We start from the raw sequence: 15,991 nt of genomic DNA on the forward strand, positions 1-15,991 counted from the left end.
CTTAAGCCGGCTTATACGCCGCAAAACGGCGGCTATCGTAGGCACGCTTCCATGCCTCTGCGCCATCGATATAGCCCGATTCTACACACATCTGCAAAGAATCATCGAGCGTAATACCCTGGTCCTTTTGGCTGCTAATCGCCTGCGCCAGCTGAGAAAGATCTCCCTTGCGGATCATGTTCGCCACCGTAGACGTGACACGCATCGCCTCGCACGCAAGCACAAGTCCCTGATTTTGCACCACCGGCACCAAATGTTGCACGATAACTCCCTTCAGCTGGTCGGCAAGCGTGCAGGCAAAGGAATTCCTCCGCGATTCAGGGACAGAGACGAGCAGCTTGGATAGCAGGGCGTGAATGTTGTTTCCGCCCGTTACCGCAAACACGAGTACGCCCGCGTTGGCTGCCTGAAGAAGCAGATCCAGCTCCTCCATCGATTCCAGATGGTCAAAACAGATGACATCCGCACCATCGCGAAGAGCAAGCTCAATACCCGCGACGCCCGTCTTCACATGGAGACCGACTTCCTTCTGAGCAAGTGCTCCGTTCGGATTCTTGAGCAGGCGTTCTATGGGGCGTTCTACCGTATGGATATAGCACGGGCGCCTTTCCGCAATCATCTCGGCAAAAGTCGCAATCGTCGTAGACCGCCCACTTGTCGAAGGCCCCGCAATCAGGACCAGGCCACTCGGCAAGTCAGCAAAAGACTGGCAGAACTGCGGAAGGAACAAATTATCGAACGACACCGCTTCGTTCTGGATTACGCGGATGGACACGCTCGGATTCACATCATCCCACGTAACCGAAATCCTGCCACGGCCAACGCCCGGAAGACCGAACGTCTTGCTAAAATTCTTGCCGGCAACCACCTGGTACCCATCGGCGAAACCGGAGGAAGCCTCCGTAAGGAACTCCGTCACGCGCGTCTTGTCGAGCGACTGTTCCGTCACCGGGAACAACGAACCGGACTGGCGCATCATCACCTGACGGCCCGCGAAGAGGAAAATGTCCGTGGCGCCGAACTTGCGCGCATACGCCATCACCTTCTTGAGGCTCATCGTTGTAAGCAGAGTCTCGGGCGCCGACACTTCGCTTCCTTCGCCCGAAACAACCGCAAAGCGCGACGGCAGCTCTCCATCTTCGCCCTCAGCCGCCATAGCCTCGGCTTCTGTCAAGATTCCGATGTTCGAGATACTCGTTGATTCGAGGCCCGATACCTTCTCGACCACCATATTCGAAGAAGACGATTCGCCGTAGATATTATTGCCCTCGATCTGCAGGGCGGGCTCTTCTGGAGCAGATTCCGGAGCGACAGGAGCAGCCGGTTTCGCGACAGCCGGCGCCGCAGGTTTCACCGGAGGTACGGGAGCCGCAGGTACAGCGGGCGTGGGTTTTGCCGGAGCCGCAGCCGCATTTTTTGCTTCCAGGTTCTTCACGAAAGCAAGGACCTTCTCATACATCGCCTGTTGCAAGAGCCCCGCATTCACGAGCACCTGGCCGATATCGACCTGGTCGTTCGCTTCGGCCCAATGGGCATCAACCTGTTCCTGCGTCACCACCTTGTTGTGAACGAGGACCTTTGCCATATACTGGTTTCTCATAAGAAATCCCTCCGGCTGAACCACCAGCTAGCGATTGCGAGGAACAGCCCCACATAGCCAACCGCATATACAGTGTTCCAGAACAAATACAGATCCGGGAGTGCAAGCCCATGCACCACGTAACTCGTCACGTTGTAACGGTAGAGTCCCGGGAAAACCGCGTGAATCACGACAGCCGCCTTTTCGAAGAGCGCCGTCGAGGCATCTCCCATCTCGCCCATGCGGCTCGCAAAGCGCACCTGTTCCAGGAGCTGGTTGCTCAAGTGGCCTGCGAAATACACGCCAAGCGTAAAGAGCGCCGAAAGTACCGTACTGCTGAAGCTACTGAACAGGAGCGCCACGGCAATCACCACCGCCATCTCGCAGAAGATGAGGTAGATGGCAAGGAGCAGGCTTGCTGTGGGCTCCGCGTTCGTGAGGAACAGCATCACATAGTAGATAACGGTCAGCAAAGTGAGATGAACAGCCACCACCGCCAGAAGACCGAAGTACTTGCCCACGATAAACGTCACGCGGCTAATCGGCTTCGAAAGCAGCGTGAGCACCGTGCGCCGCTGGATTTCCTTTTGCACGAGGCTGATGCCCACGAATATCGAAATCAGGAGGCCCGAAAGGCTCATCACCGAAAGCGTCGTGGACTTGATCACGTAGGCGCGGTCGAACACCGACCATTCACCGAGCACGATACTGAAAAGCGTAAGCGCAATCGCGAGGAACACGATGTTGTAAAGGATCTTGTCGCGTATGGATTCGCGGAACGTATTGTGCGCAATGATTGCAATATGCTTAAGCGTCTGCACGGGCAATTTCCTCCGTCAAAATGTCTTCAAGGCTCGGACGCTTGTGGTCCATCTTTTCGACCGCAATCCCGTTCGCAAGGCAGAAGGCAAGCAGGCGGTCGCGGGCGCTATCGTCTTCGCACACAAATTCTTCGGGGTGTCCCGTAAGCGAGACTCCCTGCGGCAGGTCGCTCTCGAGAATCGCCTTACGGGTGCGCACGTGGTATTCCACCCCGCACGACTCGGTAATCTCGTCGACCGTACCTTCGCGCACAATCTTGCCATCCACGATCATCGCGACCTTGTGGCTGATGCTTTCCACGTCGCTCAGCAGGTGGCTCGAATAGAAAATGGTCACCCCGTCACGGTTCAACTGCTGTATGGCCTCGCGCACGTCGCGGCGGCCCATCGGGTCGAGACCGCTCATCGGCTCGTCGAGAATCAAGAGTTTCGGCTTGCCGAGAATCGCCTGTGCAATGCCCACGCGCTGCATCATGCCCTTGGAGTAAGAACGCAGGCGGCGATCAATCCAGTCCTTGTTCGCGTGCAAGAGGTCGAGCGCCCAGGCGATGCGCTTGTCAAGTTCTGCGCCATCGAGTCCGACGAGCGTTCCGTAAAAGCGCAAGAGTTCGCGGCCCGTGAGGTAATCATAAAAATAGGGCTGCTCCGGAGAATAGCCGATAAAGCGGCGGCTCTTCACATCGCGGGGGCTGATTCCGTTCACGAGCACTTTGCCCGAATCGAAATTCAAAAGACCCGTCAGCACCTTGATGGTCGTGGACTTGCCGGCCCCGTTCGGCCCGATAAAGCCGTAGACCTGGCCAGGTTCCACGCTGAAGCTCACGTCCTTGAGCGCAGGCTTCGGTTTCATCAAGAACCCGCTGCGGTAGGTCTTGTGCAAATGTTCTATCTGTATCATCAAATCACCCATAATTCACCTATGCGTCCTGACCACCATCCTGGTCCTGTCCTCTGGCGGAACTCTGGAAGGCCCGCTGTTCGGCTTCCGCGATTTCTTCGCGGCGACGGTCGGCACGGCGCTTCTTGTTCACAAAGAAGTAAATCAGCGCACCCACAAAATACACACCGATACCCGAATAGAAGATCGGGTTGATGGACATTCCCTCAAGACCGGGGAATACGTTCAGAATCAGGTCGTGCCCGAACAGGCTCAGGAGAACGAGCACAAATCCAAACGCACGAAGCACGAAAGTCACGATAACTAGTTTTTGCATATATACCTCAAAAACCGCACCTCGCGGTGCAGCGCCTTTTTCGTGAAAAATACACAATTATCGTAAACAAGGAAACCCGTCCCTTGCGAAACGGGTCGAAATAAGGTCTTATCAAGCGGCGAGGAGCAGAATCGCAAGCACCTGACCGCTTAGAATGCGCAACAGCATGGTCAACGGATAGACGGACGCATAGCCGATATTTACAGCCTCGCTGTCCGCCTGGCTGTTCGCGAAAGCAAGTGCCGGGGGGTCGGTCGTGGCTCCAGCAAGCACACCGCAGAGCGAAAGGTAGTTCACCTTGAACACAAGATGCCCGACGCACGCCATTACCGCGAGCGGAAGGAACGTGATAAGGGCAGCAAGCCCCATGTAATAGAGGCCATCACCGTTCAACAGCACATCGAAGAACCGGATACCCGCATTGAGACCCACGCAGCTGAGGAACAAAGTCAGGCCAAATTCGCGGAGCATGAGGTTCGCGCTGTTCGCCATGAAGAAATTCAGGGGACCAATCTTGCGTTTGCGGCTCAGGAGGATTGCAACAACAAGCGGACCACCCGCAAGGCCGAGTTTCAATGGCGTAGGCATTCCCGGAATCGCAAGCGGGATGCTCCCGACAATGACGCCAAGGAATATTCCAAGGAACGCCGGTAAAATTTCGGGATGGTCCAGCGCCGTGAGAGAATTGCCCAGTTCCTTCGCAACAGCCTCGATACCTTCGGCGGAACCGACAATCATTAACTTATCTGCAAACTTGATGCGCAAGTCGAGGCGACCCGTAAATTTGATACCCCCGCGGGTCACACGGCTCACATTCACGCCGTAGCGTTCGGCAAGAGCAAGCGAACCGATAGTACGCCCGAGAACCTTCTTGTTCGTCACGAGAATCGTCTTCACCTGAATCGGTTTTGCCGGATCCGATGCGAACTTGGTGATGGGAGTTTCAAGGCGCCGGCCGATAATCTTTTCCATGGCAGCGACCGCTTCCGGCATTCCCACAATATGCATCTTGTCGCCACGCTCTATCACCGTTTTCCCGTTCGGGGTAAAGATATTCTCGCCTCGCAGCAAGCGCGTCACCACGACGCCGCTCGAAATCAAGTCCGGAATTTCCTTCAGCTGTATTCCGAACAGATTCTGGTTATCGACCGTGAGGCTGCACGATACTATTTCCTTGCTATTCGCGGCGATATCGGCGGTATAGCGTTCGGCAGCCTTGTTCGGGTCCTGCCTGAAAATGACGCGCATCAGAATCATCACCAAGATGATGCCGATGACGCCAAAGGGATAGGCAACCGCGTAACCAATTCCCGTAAGAGAGGTATCCACCCCGGCCGCAGCAAATGCAGAATTCGCAGCACCGAGCGACGGCGTATTCGTCACGGCACCGCAGAGCATCCCGATAAGCACAGGGACGTTGTCATGCATGCCGGTAAAGAAGTAGAGGCAAAGAGTCACAAGCACGCCGAGCAGCACAATCCCGACCGAAAGCACGTTCAGCACGAGACCATGACGTCGGATGGAATCCATGAACCCGGGCCCCACCTGCATGCCGATGGTGTAGACGAACAGGATCAGGCCGAATTCCTGAATGAAATGGAGCACGTTTCCTTCTACGCGGAGCCCGAGATGCCCGAGGAGGATACCGACAAAGAGCGCCCCCGCACCGCCAAGGCTAATTCCCTTGACCTTGATTTTTCCGACCATGAGGCCGATAGCGGCGGTAAACGCGATTACTACAACTTGCTGCCCTACCGAAGGCTTTGTAAATAGGTCTATTAACCAGGTCATTGGGAACTCGCGGTTGATGGTTTGTTATGCGAAGATTAGTTTTTTACGCAGCGGACAGAAGCAAAGATGTTCTTGTTGAAGTGCTCGTAGGCGACACCCGAATCGGTAGCACGCACCATGTATGCCCTGGAATCATCATAGGCTTCGGCCGTCCAGAAGCTAGCACTTGCGTCCTTGTCGGCGAACTTGCCATCATAGTATTCGAAGCCCGCGAACTGCATGTTGAAAACATCCGCCTTCTTGAGATCATCCACAGACGCATCGCCAAATCCATCCTTGAACTCCTGCTGAGTCGGCAGTCGCCAGCCAACAGGGCATACAGACCCCGAAGCCGCCTTCCAGGTGTAAAGGCGGCCCATGGACACGCAGTTGTCGTGATTGTTGTCGTAGCAGACGCTGGAGTCTGGGCTATAGACATCTAGGTTTTCTGCCATCCAGGTCTTTCCTCCCCTGTCAATAGTGGCATAGGTCTTTTCGGGGCATGCGAGGGTGTGCCTGTCTGCGCTATAGGTGCAATCTCGATTGTCCTGGCAGGCGCTCATGGCGATAGCGATGCATGCAATGGCTGTGACGGCAATCAGTTTTTTCATGATACAACTCCTTATGTTGTTACCGCATGGAGGCGGATGTTACCGCCCGAAGGCGGGTTTTATTGATTTCGGGCTCAAAATTAGAATAGACAATTCATATTGTCTAATAGATTATTTATATTTAATTCATCAAATTTTTTGATGAATCGACAAGAAGACCTCCAAAGGACCGAATTATGGAACTTACGCACATCCGCTACTTTCTGGAAGTCGCACGCACCGAACACGTGACGCAGAGCGCAAAGACACTATGCATCGTGCAACCGGCACTCACCCACGCCCTTCACAAACTCGAAGACGAAATCGGAGTGAAACTTTTCAGGACGCAGGGAAGAAACATCAAGCTCACCGAAGCAGGGGAATATTTTTACCGGAAAGCCAAGCCCCTCTACGACGACATCGACGCGCTCCCCGCACAGCTCCGCGCACTGGCGAACGAAGACGCTCTCACCATAAATCTAAATGTCCTCGCCGCTTCGACACTCGTTACCAACGCCGTGATTCTCTACAAAAAAAGTAATCCCGACCTGAGATTCAATCTCGTGCAGAACGAAGAGACAACCCTATACGATATCTGCGTACGCACCTACGCAAAGGCCCCCGCCATCACGAAAGAAGCAAACCAAAACGAGGAAAATTTCATCTGCACCGAAAAAATATACCTCGCAGTCCCCAACACGGCCGAATACCGCAAGCGCGACAGCATCTCGCTGCGTGAACTCTCCGAGACAAACTTCATCGGGCTATACGGTTCAAAGCAACTACGAAATATCTGCAACGAATACTGCGAACGCGTCGGATTCAAGACACACATCATTTTCGAAAGCGACAATGCGCTTGCCGTAAAAGACGCAATCGCTGGCGGAATCGGCGTGGGATTCTGGCCAGAGTTCTCATGGGGGCGGGTAAACAACCGCCGCATTCGCCTGCTCCGGATAACCGATGCAGAATTCAAGCGGGACATCGTCATTACGATACGCCGAAACAAGCAGGACAACACCCGTTGCGATAAATTTTTCCGATTTTTAACCGGACATATCGCAAAGAGCAGAAGACGCCCGTAGAATAGTATATATTTGGATGCATAGGGATTCGCATCGGAGTTCAGGCGGACTCAAAAAAAGGAAGCGAAACATGCGCTCGAAAAAAATGAACAGTTACGCATTTGCATTCGCGCTCGCATTCGCGGCGGCTCAGGCGTTCGGTGCCGTGTATTATGTGGCGACCGACGGTAGCGATAGTGCGGCGGGCACGAAGGACAAGCCCTTCGCCTCGCTCAACAAGGCGAATACCGTGGTGACCGCGGGCGATACCGTGTGGATTCGCGGCGGCATCTACGACCTGCACGATACGGTCTTTTTCGAGCGTTACAGGATGACTGCGGCAATTCTCTTGACCTCGAGCGGCGAGAGCGACGACAACCGCATCCATTACCTGGCCTACCCGGGCGAGCGTCCGATTTTTGACGGCGCGAACTTGCCCGTGGCGGCAGGCGTGGAACATAGCGACGGCACTCCCGAGGGAGCGATGTACACGTCGCCCATCGTGATTTCGGCAAAGTACCTGCACTTGAAGGGTTTTGATGTCCGTAACACGCCCATGAAGCACAATTCCAATTCCGGCGTTTTCCTTTACGCGAGCAAGCACATTTTCTTGGAGCAGATTGACAGCCACCATAATGCGGGCCCCGGGTTCTTCGCGAACGACGGCGCACCGGATGGCGGCGGGCACATCTTCTTGAATTGCGATGCACACGACAACTACGACCCCTTGGGCTGGCAGGGCGATGGCGAAAATGCCGACGGCTTCGGCGCGCATTACCAGAAGCCGGGCGAGGGCGATACCACGAAGTTCATCGGATGCCGCGCCTGGTGGAACAGCGACGACGGTTTCGACTTCATCAACCAGGAATTCCCCGTGGTGCTGGAGAACTGCTACGCCATGGGGAACGGCTACAGCGATTACGGGCTAGGTAACCCGAAGAACGGCAACGGGCACGGCATCAAGATGGGCGAAAGCACCCTCGGCGGCGGGCGGCATACCATCAAGTTCTGCGCCGCCTGGAAAAACAAGGCGACGGGCTTTTACGCGAATTACACCGGTGTGGGCAGCAAGTGGCTCAACAACACGTCGTACATGAACAAGGACCGCGAATTTGCCATGGCATCGACGCTCTTCGATTCCGAAGGGAACCGCATTGCCGAGGTGGCACCCCTCACCGGCGACAACGCGCACGTGCTCAAGAACAACATCGCCTTCCCGAACAAGAATTCTCAAGTCGGGGAGTGCTGGGAGTATATACCGAGCCAGGGCATCGACCGTTATGTGGAATGCCCCGCCGGCGAGAACAACACATGGAACCTGAAACTCGACCTCACCGAAGACGACTTTGAAAGTCTCGACGACCCGAGCATGACCGTCACGGGCAAGGATCTCTCGACGATTCCGGGAATCTTGGGACCGCGCAATGCCGACGGCAGCTTGCCCTATGTAGATTTCTTGAAACTCAAGAAGGGGAGCCGCGCCATCGACAGGGGCGAGGATTTGGGATTCCTGTTTGCAGGCGAAGCGCCAGACCTCGGCGCATTCGAATACGGGATGTCGAGCAACTCCACGAGCAGTTCGTCCAGCACCGCGGAAAGTGCCGCCTCCATCGCCATGCCCCGCAACGGGTATTTACCTGGGCTGCACGCCACCCGTGGCGCCGCGCTTGTTTTCGACCTACAGGGCCGTCATATCAGAACGATAAAAGCCCCCGGCGCCTACCTCGTGCAGGAAGGTTCGACCCTGCGCAAGGTAATCATCAAGCAGTGAGGTTTCCTCACTTTTCCTTCCGGAAAATCGTAGAAGCGTAGCTATAGCCGTCACGCTGGATTTTTAGGATATACATGCCGCTTTTCATGTCGGAGATGCCAATACTGAAGGTACTCTGCCCTGCAGGGAGCGCCTCGGATTTTACGAGACGGCCATCCATCGAATAGATCCTTGCAGCAAATCCCTGAGAAAGCGCTGTTCCGGAAGCAATCTGCAATTCTCCACCCATCACGCGCGCTTTCAGGTCGGGGCGGACAGATTTTTTCGCAGCAATAGACACCGGTTCGGGCTTCGGTTTGTTGCGGAGCAGTCGCACGCCGTAAATGCCGCCCACCATGCCGGAACTAGCCGTAAACGAGACGCGCACAATCTTCTTCCCCTTCACCATATTGTCCGGAATCGGGTAAGTCACGTTCACGAACTCGTTCTTGTTCCAGCGATTCGAAATCGTCTCGGTCACGAGTTTCTCGTCGTCGATATTGATATCGAATATGCGGGTGCAGCCCTCGTTGCCCCAGTAGCGCACCATCAGGCTTAGGGAATCCTCGCTGTTGGTTTCGAACTCGTAGCTAATCAGGCCGCCGTCGCCACCGCTGCACTTGCCCGCATCGCGGTAGAACTCGCCGTTAGCCGTTCCCGACGTAGAATTCTCGATTTTCATCTTGTGGTCCACTTCAGGCTGCTGCTCGCCAGGCGCCACCTTGTCGACCGTCTTCTCGTCAAGCGCCAAAGCCTCTTCCTGTTCCTTTTTCAAGCGCTCCAGAACAGAGGGGTCGGTAAGCACCATCCAGTACATCATATAGCGGGCATCGTGCACTTCGTAGAAAGGTTCCAGCAATAGGTTTGCATCTTTCTTGGCAGCAAACAGGTAGGGCGCCTTGAAGTGCAGCGGCTCTCCCTTCACGGGTTCCACTTTCGAGGGGATGTCTTCTTTTTTACTCGCAAGCATGGGCGCCTGATCTAAAGATTCAAGCGCTCCCGATGCGATATGACTCCAGCGTCCGTCATCGGCCACAAGGCCGTTCAGATTCGCCGTCCCCGTCTTTGCGGAGAGAACAATCGGACCATGCAAAAGAGCCACGTAGTCAGAGACATTCGGAAGGTCTTCCACATGCGTGTACATCGGGAACAGCACCTCGACTACGTCACCGGATTTCCAGGATTTGCCCGCAGACACATAGCTCGACGGGTCGGATTTCTTGACCACGGTATCGCCGTTCACAATTACCTTGAAAGCGTCTTCCTTCACCCAATACGGATGGCGAATTTTCATGTCGAAGCTGCCGCCACCCGTAATGGTAAACTTCGCACTTTCGCCCTTCGGGAATGCCGTTTCCTGCTTGATTGTCACCTTCTTGTCTTTCCAGTTCAGAAGCGATGCCGAGAACAAGTTCACGTAGAGATTGTCCCCGTCTTTCGTATAAATAAACTGGCTGTACTTGGCCGGGTTTTCCATGCCCGAGCCCACGCAGCACCACATGGCAGCATTCACCTTCGAGTAGACGCGGTAATGGCGCGGACGTGCCGGCGTAAAATAAACGTATCCGCCGTGTTTCGGGTGAATAGTCGAAAGGATATGATTGAATAGAGCGCGTTCGTAGAAATCCGCCTGCTTGGCATCGTGATCCATGCTGAACAGGCGTTCTGTCAACTTGAGCATGTTGTAGGTATTGCAGGATTCCGGTCCTTCGCGTTCTTCCACATACTTCTTGTGGTTGTCAAGCGCCGGGAAATGTTCCGAAATGCTATTGCCGCCAATCGCGATGCTACGCCTGTTCACGACGCGATCCCAGAAATACTCGGAGCCCTTCACATAGGTCTGGTCTCCCGTGAGTTCGGCAACGCGGGCAAAACCAACCACCTTCGGCACCTGCGTGTTCGCATGCACATTCGTGAGGTTGTCGTTATTTGCGGCCATCGCGTTCAAGAGCCACTTGTGCGACCAGCGCTTGGCTTCGTTCAAGTACTTCGCATTCTTGGTAAGCGCGTAGGCGTCGGCATAGACCTCGGCCATGCCGCCGTGTTCCGTACCGAGCATCGATTCCATCTTGGAGTCGTTGAGCCCACCCGTAATGGTAAGGCCCCAGTCGCAAAGCGCCAGGAACATCGTCTTCGCCTGTTCGTAGCCTGCATAGATGTAGGCATCGCGCAGGCCCGCATAGAGCTTGTGGATGTTGTACCAGGGTACCCAATAGCCGTTCTGCGCGCCCGCATTCCCGCCCTTCATGCTGAGCCACATCTTTTTGCCGTTGGGCACGCCGCTGATGTAGCCCTTGAAATCGTTATCCCTAGAATTATAGTCCTGGATGGTCTTGAGTTCGCTCAAAATGTATTCCAGACGCTCCTTCACCTGCTCGTCGCCACTTTCGGCATAGTGCATCGCGAGGGCGCTCAAGTAATGTCCAAGCACGTGCCCGTCAAGCCCCGCCCAGTTCGAAAACTTGGACGCTTTCGGCTTCATTCCCGCCTCTTCGTAGAACGGGGCTATCAGCTTATCGACATCGTAGCTCAGGAGAGTTTCCACATTCAGGTCCTGACGTTCCTTGAGCGGACCGTCAAGCAGCTGCACGTCGCCCAGAGCGAACATGTCGGGGTAGAGCAGGTCTTGTGAAAAGCCCTGTGTAAAGAAGCCGCACATTGCAGCGAATGTAATGAAGGCAAGCCGCCTCGTCTTGAAACCAAACATTTTGTACCATCCTTTCCCTATATCCAGACAACCAATCAAAAATTAAATCCATACCCTATGGATTTCACCCCCTCCAATCCTTTTTCTTTTGACAAAATTTCAAAAATGCGTAAAAAAAATTCCCGGTGTAAAACCGGGAAAAACGAAGTCAGGGACGAAAATCGCTAGGCTTTACGCCATAAAGCACTATGTCATCTATCCAGAATTCCGTATCGTCGTAGGCGGCAATCGAAATGGTTGTCACCGCCTTGCTGATGACATCCCAACCGAGATTTCCATATAGGTCATCGCGGGGTTTAAAATTTGACGGTTTTATGCAGACCCGTTTCCATTCATCGTCTGTCGCGAGCGTGTCATACGCCAAGGTTTTTCCTTCTGTGTTCAAACTTCCCAAGGTTTCAAGGGCAATCGAGATGACCCCGGTTCCACGGGCATAGAAGACAATGGAATCAATAGCAGACAGGTCGCACGGAGATTCCTCCTTGCAAACCCAGATTCCATAGAACGACCAGTTGCCGTGCTTTGCCGAAGATTCCCAGTGGATGGCGTTCCCTTCGCGACCCGCTCCGGCTTCCACGATAAATTCCGCAATATCCTCGCGAGTCTCGGGCACAGTCGCCACTTCGGGGGTTACCTTCACGCTCGTATCCGTAGCGGACATGTAGCCCGCATCGCTGATACCGAGTTCCTTGATAACAAACTGCGCATCCGCATATTCGAAGTCCAGGACCTTGACAGAATCCGGTTCAAACGCGCAGACATTCGCGCGAATCTCCTCGGCGGCAACAACTTTCGCCGAATGTTCAACAACGCTATCGCCCACAATGACGCGCAGGCCGTATTCGGATGGCGGAAGCGAATCCATCTCGTAGAAGCCCTCGCTATCGGTCTTTACAAGGCGATCCGTTCCATACACCTGAACCCATGCGTAATCGACGTCTTCGGGCAAATACACTTTTCCCCGCAGGTTTCCCGTCTTTTCCATGACGAAACGAACGGAATCCCCGTCCCGCACATCTTCCGCAGAAATCTTCCTAAACAGGCCTTCTCCCCTATCCACAATTTCGAGGGTCGCCACATCGACCGCAAGGCTACCGATACGGATACAGCCCAAGGAATCCGTCACATATTCATTGAAAAATTCCGCCTTCGCAGAATCCGCATCTACGCTCCGGACAAAATCGGCGGAACGCATACGCGCCACCACGTTTGCCGCCGGCAACGAATCTTCACGAACAACTTGAATCAAGAAGGCGTTTTCCGTTTCAACGGTACTGATTCCGGCAATATCCTTTTCATTGGAACACGCCCAGAACACAAAGAAAACAGCAAGGAGTAAAAGCAGCCTTTTCATCTTTTCACCCCCACCTTTTTAGACTGCGAGCCCCTGGGCTCCTTAGAAATCTCGGCAACCGGATAAAAGGCGAACACGAATTGCATGGCGCGACTGGCTTCCTTCACTTCGGCAACTCTCTTTTGCACCTGGCGCCTGAATTCGAGGGTCATTTCATTCAAGTCATCAAAGCACTCGTCGTCCACGCCCACCAGCAACGAAGAAATATTCCGCTTTGCAGGTTCCACGGCTATCAGGGCATTCTGGGCGAGCGCCAGGAGCTGGTTCTGGTAACTGCGGATGGCCGCGGTCTTCGTGGCTGACCCCGCCGATGTAAAGTTTGCCGTTGTCGCCGCATAGCGTTCCGGGGCCAAGGGCGTAATCAGTTTCAAGTCCTTGAGTACCGCGATGGCCTCGCGTACCTGGTCCTCAGAAACGGTGGGAGAAATCTGCTTGACCAAGCGGGGAACTTCGGCATGGCCTCCGTTCATCTCGATCAGCGCACGCACCACGGGAATCCACCACTTGCTCAAGAACAGGTATTCGCTCGCGCTGAACTTGCGCAAGTCCACATCCTGTAGCGAAAGCGCCATCTTATAGAGCTTTTCCTTCTTCGACTGCGATTTCGCCTTGGCCGCCGCCACCAGGATCTCAAAAATTTCGGCATTTCGCCCTTTCAGGTCCAACAGGTCCTTCGCCAGGGGAATGCTATGGTTCGGCAGGTGAAGTTCCTTGTTCAACACGCGAAAGATCTGGCTCGTCTCAAGCCCCAGCTTCTGACCCATCATCTTGTAGGAATACAGCGGCATCTCCAGCTTGCGCTGGGTATAGTAATTCTTGAGCAGGTCCCTGTAATCACTGATTTCGTTGATGTTCAACATAGGCGCATTCTCGAAAAGACATTCATCCCATTTATAAAATAATCTCTCCACCACCGCCAGGAGCACCTATACTGAAATTTCCTTTGAAAAAATGTCAAAAACGCCCTTTTTTAGCCATTTCGGGCACAGGAATCATTCTTTTTGCTCGCCGATAAGGTCAGTTTCCTTTCCATACACAGCGGACAAATGCTTTTTCGCGCGGCATCCGCTTGGCATACGCCTGCATTTCTTCTTCAATCATCTGTACCGCATCGTCATTTCCCCTTTTGGCGAATTGATCACGGGAGCTTTTGGCATTGTCATATTTCTTTTTCGCGTCAAAGTCCACCTTTTCCATCGTCAAGTAATAGCAAAAACGCCCCGCCATTACTGGCGGGGTGTATTTGGGGGTTAGGAGGAGATTTTTTAGCGGAGGCGGTGACCCGTCAGGTCGAAGCGATTGCCGTTCTTCTCGATGAAGAGCGTGTTGCCCTTCTTGACGAGGCGAGGCGCAGAGCCATCGCCACGAACGGCAGGCATCACCTGACGGATAGCATCCGTGCCCGGTTCGGTGCTTCCCGGTTCGCTGAACTTGATCCAGTCGATATCCATCCAGTCGCCGGTAACGGTAAAGCGGAGGATGTGTTCGCCCTCGGTCAGTTCCACATCGGCCTTGACCGTATTGTATTCATCGTAGTTTTCTTCGCCCGAGGTCGCTGCAGGCACCGCGATTTCTTCGGTGATGTCCTTGCCGTCCATGGAGAGCTTGAAGCTAGAAGTGCTGTTCGCAGAAGCCACAGAGGCGTTCATCGCGTAAGTTCCCGTCTTAGCAACCTTCACGGTGTATTCGAGCCATTCGCCCGCCTGGTTGTAACCGACGATGATGCCCGAAGCCTTCTTGTAGAGGTCCACGCCTGTACCCGGGCGGTAGTCGCTATCGCCGTGGTTTTCGGTATCGTTCTCGTTGTAGGTGGTGTTGCCCTGACCCACGCCGTTAATGTCGAAATCTTCCACTTCGATCTTGCCCGGAATGGCGAGAGCCTCACCCTTGAACGGCTTGCGAGGAACCGGTTTGAGAACCAAGCGGAGGAGCGCCGAACCGTGAGCCGGAAGTTCGATAGAAACATGCGAAACCGGTCCCAAGTCCTTCTTTTTCCAGGCATCGCGAACTTCCACTTCGCCTTCTACGCCAATGTCTGCAAAGTTGCATTCAACGGTCTGGGTAGAGGTATTGTTGTTGAGGAGCGCCACGGCAAGGTCGCCATTCTTCAAGGGCTTGGTCCAAATCTGCTTGCCGTTCACATCGGAGACGCGGTGACCCTGAACGCCCAGGGAGTCCTGGTTGATGGCAATCATGTCCTTGTTCAGGTAGAGTTCCTTGGTCTCGTTGCTCATGTTGCGCACGTCGGAACTGATCATGATGGGGGCCGCCATGATGGACCACATCGTCATCTGGGAGCGCTGTTCCTCGTAAGAGAGGCCCCTGTTGCCCACTTCGAGCATGTCCGGGTCATTCCAGTGGCCGGGCTTTGCAATCTGCCAATACTTGTTGTTCGCATCGATGATTTCGTAGACGCCGCGGTACCAGGAGGTAGAAATCCATTCGGGACCGATATCGAAAGTGGTGCGCCAGAGGTTGGCAATCTTGGGCATCCAATCCTTGTATTCCCACATGCAAATGCTGAACACAATATCGCGTCCGGAATTGCGGAGTGCGTTGGACATGGCAGTGTAATCTTTTTCCTGGGTTCTCGGATCGGAATCGCAGTTGTCGTACTTCCAGTAGTCCACACCCCATTCGGCGAGCTTCTTGGCATCCTGTTCTTCGTGACCATTGGAACCGCTTTGGCTATCCCAGTTGCTGTTGTAATGGTGGCAGGTGCGTTTACCGCGATCGCCGTAAAGACCAAATTTCAGGCCCTTGCTATGCACATAATCGGCAATAGCCTTCATGCCGCTCGGGAAAGTCTTCGGGTTGTTCTGGAGGTTGCCCTGGGCATCGCGCTTGGTATCCATCCAGTTGTCGTCGAGGTTCAGGTAAATGTAGCCAGCGTCCTTCAAGCCGGAATTGACCATCGCATCGGCAATTTCTTGAATCTGCTTCTCGTTGATGTTTTCGTGGAACACGTTCCAGCTGTTCCACCCCAGCGGTGGCGTAAGCACCAGGCTATCCGGATGCGCGAAGGCCTGAGAGGCCATACCCAAAAAGGCAAGGGCACAAGCCCCGCCGAGCGAGCATTTCTTTAAACCAAACATCTTCATCACTCCACAATTGAATTGTTGATTTAAAAATACTCCCCAAA

At 54.3% G+C, this 15,991-nt stretch carries 13 protein-coding genes; 2 read left to right on the plus strand and 11 right to left on the minus strand.

The features are described 5' to 3' along the window. Nucleotide 1: 1 nt before the first annotated feature. The 6 genes from B4A77_RS07930 to B4A77_RS07955 form a co-directional block, all read right to left on the minus strand. Nucleotides 2–1,600 carry a type IV pilus twitching motility protein PilT gene (locus B4A77_RS07930; protein ID WP_173382557.1) on the minus strand — a complete coding sequence of 533 codons (1,599 nt, stop codon included), beginning with the start codon at nt 1,598–1,600 and terminating at the stop codon, nt 2–4. Then, the gene (locus tag B4A77_RS07935; RefSeq protein ID WP_173365202.1) at nt 1,597–2,400 is read right to left on the minus strand and encodes an ABC transporter permease; all 804 of its coding nucleotides are present in this window, start codon (nt 2,398–2,400) and stop codon (nt 1,597–1,599) included. The genes B4A77_RS07930 and B4A77_RS07935 overlap by 4 nt, the downstream gene beginning before the upstream one ends. Beyond that, complete coding sequence (locus B4A77_RS07940; protein WP_173382566.1) at nt 2,387–3,298, minus strand: ABC transporter ATP-binding protein; 912 nt, start codon at nt 3,296–3,298, stop codon at nt 2,387–2,389. Before B4A77_RS07940 ends, B4A77_RS07935 begins: the two co-directional genes overlap by 14 nt. A 19-nt stretch (nt 3,299–3,317) precedes the next feature. Further along, entirely contained in the window at nt 3,318–3,614 is a 297-nt protein-coding gene (locus tag B4A77_RS07945) for a hypothetical protein (RefSeq protein WP_290726205.1), read from the minus strand. Nucleotides 3,615–3,725: 111 nt separating this feature from the next. Next, a complete protein-coding gene (locus B4A77_RS07950) occupies nt 3,726–5,405 on the minus strand; it encodes a putative transporter (RefSeq protein ID WP_173365205.1) in 1,680 nt (559 codons plus the stop codon). A 35-nt stretch (nt 5,406–5,440) separates the two neighbouring features. Beyond that, a complete protein-coding gene (locus B4A77_RS07955; protein WP_290728429.1) occupies nt 5,441–5,995 on the minus strand; it encodes an FISUMP domain-containing protein in 555 nt (184 codons plus the stop codon). Nucleotides 5,996–6,171: 176 nt separating this feature from the next. Here B4A77_RS07955 and B4A77_RS07960 point away from each other — a divergent pair, with 176 nt between their 5' ends. Then, a complete protein-coding gene (locus B4A77_RS07960) occupies nt 6,172–7,059 on the plus strand; it encodes a LysR family transcriptional regulator (RefSeq protein WP_290739764.1) in 888 nt (295 codons plus the stop codon). A gap of 70 nt (nt 7,060–7,129) precedes the next feature. After that, complete coding sequence (locus B4A77_RS07965; protein ID WP_290739767.1) at nt 7,130–8,809, plus strand: right-handed parallel beta-helix repeat-containing protein; 1,680 nt, start codon at nt 7,130–7,132, stop codon at nt 8,807–8,809. 7 nt (nt 8,810–8,816) lie between these two features. Here B4A77_RS07965 and B4A77_RS07970 read toward each other — a convergent pair whose 3' ends face one another. The 5 genes from B4A77_RS07970 to B4A77_RS07990 all read right to left on the minus strand — a co-directional run bounded on the left by B4A77_RS07970 (nt 8,817) and on the right by B4A77_RS07990 (nt 15,950). Continuing rightward, complete coding sequence (locus B4A77_RS07970) at nt 8,817–11,495, minus strand: beta-L-arabinofuranosidase domain-containing protein (protein ID WP_290739770.1); 2,679 nt, start codon at nt 11,493–11,495, stop codon at nt 8,817–8,819. A gap of 148 nt (nt 11,496–11,643) precedes the next feature. Further along, nucleotides 11,644–12,849: a hypothetical protein gene (locus B4A77_RS07975; protein ID WP_290739773.1), complete on the minus strand. Its 1,206-nt coding sequence runs from the start codon at nt 12,847–12,849 to the stop codon at nt 11,644–11,646. Beyond that, nucleotides 12,846–13,709: a DUF4423 domain-containing protein gene (locus B4A77_RS07980; RefSeq protein ID WP_173382563.1), complete on the minus strand. Its 864-nt coding sequence runs from the start codon at nt 13,707–13,709 to the stop codon at nt 12,846–12,848. Before B4A77_RS07980 ends, B4A77_RS07975 begins: the two co-directional genes overlap by 4 nt. 157 nt (nt 13,710–13,866) lie before the next feature. Beyond that, a complete protein-coding gene (locus tag B4A77_RS07985) occupies nt 13,867–14,046 on the minus strand; it encodes a hypothetical protein (RefSeq protein WP_173365212.1) in 180 nt (59 codons plus the stop codon). A gap of 68 nt (nt 14,047–14,114) precedes the next feature. Then, on the minus strand, nt 14,115–15,950 hold the full coding sequence (locus B4A77_RS07990) for a carbohydrate-binding protein (protein ID WP_349678392.1): 1,836 nt from the start codon (nt 15,948–15,950) through the stop codon (nt 14,115–14,117). Nucleotides 15,951–15,991: the final 41 nt, after the last annotated feature.

This window comes from Fibrobacter sp. UBA3718 (assembly GCF_002371935.1).
Lineage (GTDB): Bacteria > Fibrobacterota > Fibrobacteria > Fibrobacterales > Fibrobacteraceae > Fibrobacter.

Bases quoted from the DNA above. Each gene is read 5' to 3' on its own strand.
- B4A77_RS07965 (WP_290739767.1), top strand. From the start codon at position 7,130: ATGCGCTCGAAAAAAATGAACAGTTACGCATTTGCATTCGCGCTCGCA.
- B4A77_RS07930 (WP_173382557.1), bottom strand. From the start codon at position 1,600: ATGAGAAACCAGTATATGGCAAAGGTCCTCGTTCACAACAAGGTGGTG.
- B4A77_RS07945 (WP_290726205.1), bottom strand. From the start codon at position 3,614: ATGCAAAAACTAGTTATCGTGACTTTCGTGCTTCGTGCGTTTGGATTT.
- B4A77_RS07940 (WP_173382566.1), bottom strand. From the start codon at position 3,298: ATGATACAGATAGAACATTTGCACAAGACCTACCGCAGCGGGTTCTTG.
- B4A77_RS07985 (WP_173365212.1), bottom strand. From the start codon at position 14,046: ATGGAAAAGGTGGACTTTGACGCGAAAAAGAAATATGACAATGCCAAA.
- B4A77_RS07970 (WP_290739770.1), bottom strand. From the start codon at position 11,495: ATGTTTGGTTTCAAGACGAGGCGGCTTGCCTTCATTACATTCGCTGCA.
- B4A77_RS07990 (WP_349678392.1), bottom strand. From the start codon at position 15,950: ATGAAGATGTTTGGTTTAAAGAAATGCTCGCTCGGCGGGGCTTGTGCC.
- B4A77_RS07950 (WP_173365205.1), bottom strand. From the start codon at position 5,405: ATGACCTGGTTAATAGACCTATTTACAAAGCCTTCGGTAGGGCAGCAA.
- B4A77_RS07960 (WP_290739764.1), top strand. From the start codon at position 6,172: ATGGAACTTACGCACATCCGCTACTTTCTGGAAGTCGCACGCACCGAA.
- B4A77_RS07980 (WP_173382563.1), bottom strand. From the start codon at position 13,709: ATGTTGAACATCAACGAAATCAGTGATTACAGGGACCTGCTCAAGAAT.
- B4A77_RS07975 (WP_290739773.1), bottom strand. From the start codon at position 12,849: ATGAAAAGGCTGCTTTTACTCCTTGCTGTTTTCTTTGTGTTCTGGGCG.
- B4A77_RS07955 (WP_290728429.1), bottom strand. From the start codon at position 5,995: ATGAAAAAACTGATTGCCGTCACAGCCATTGCATGCATCGCTATCGCC.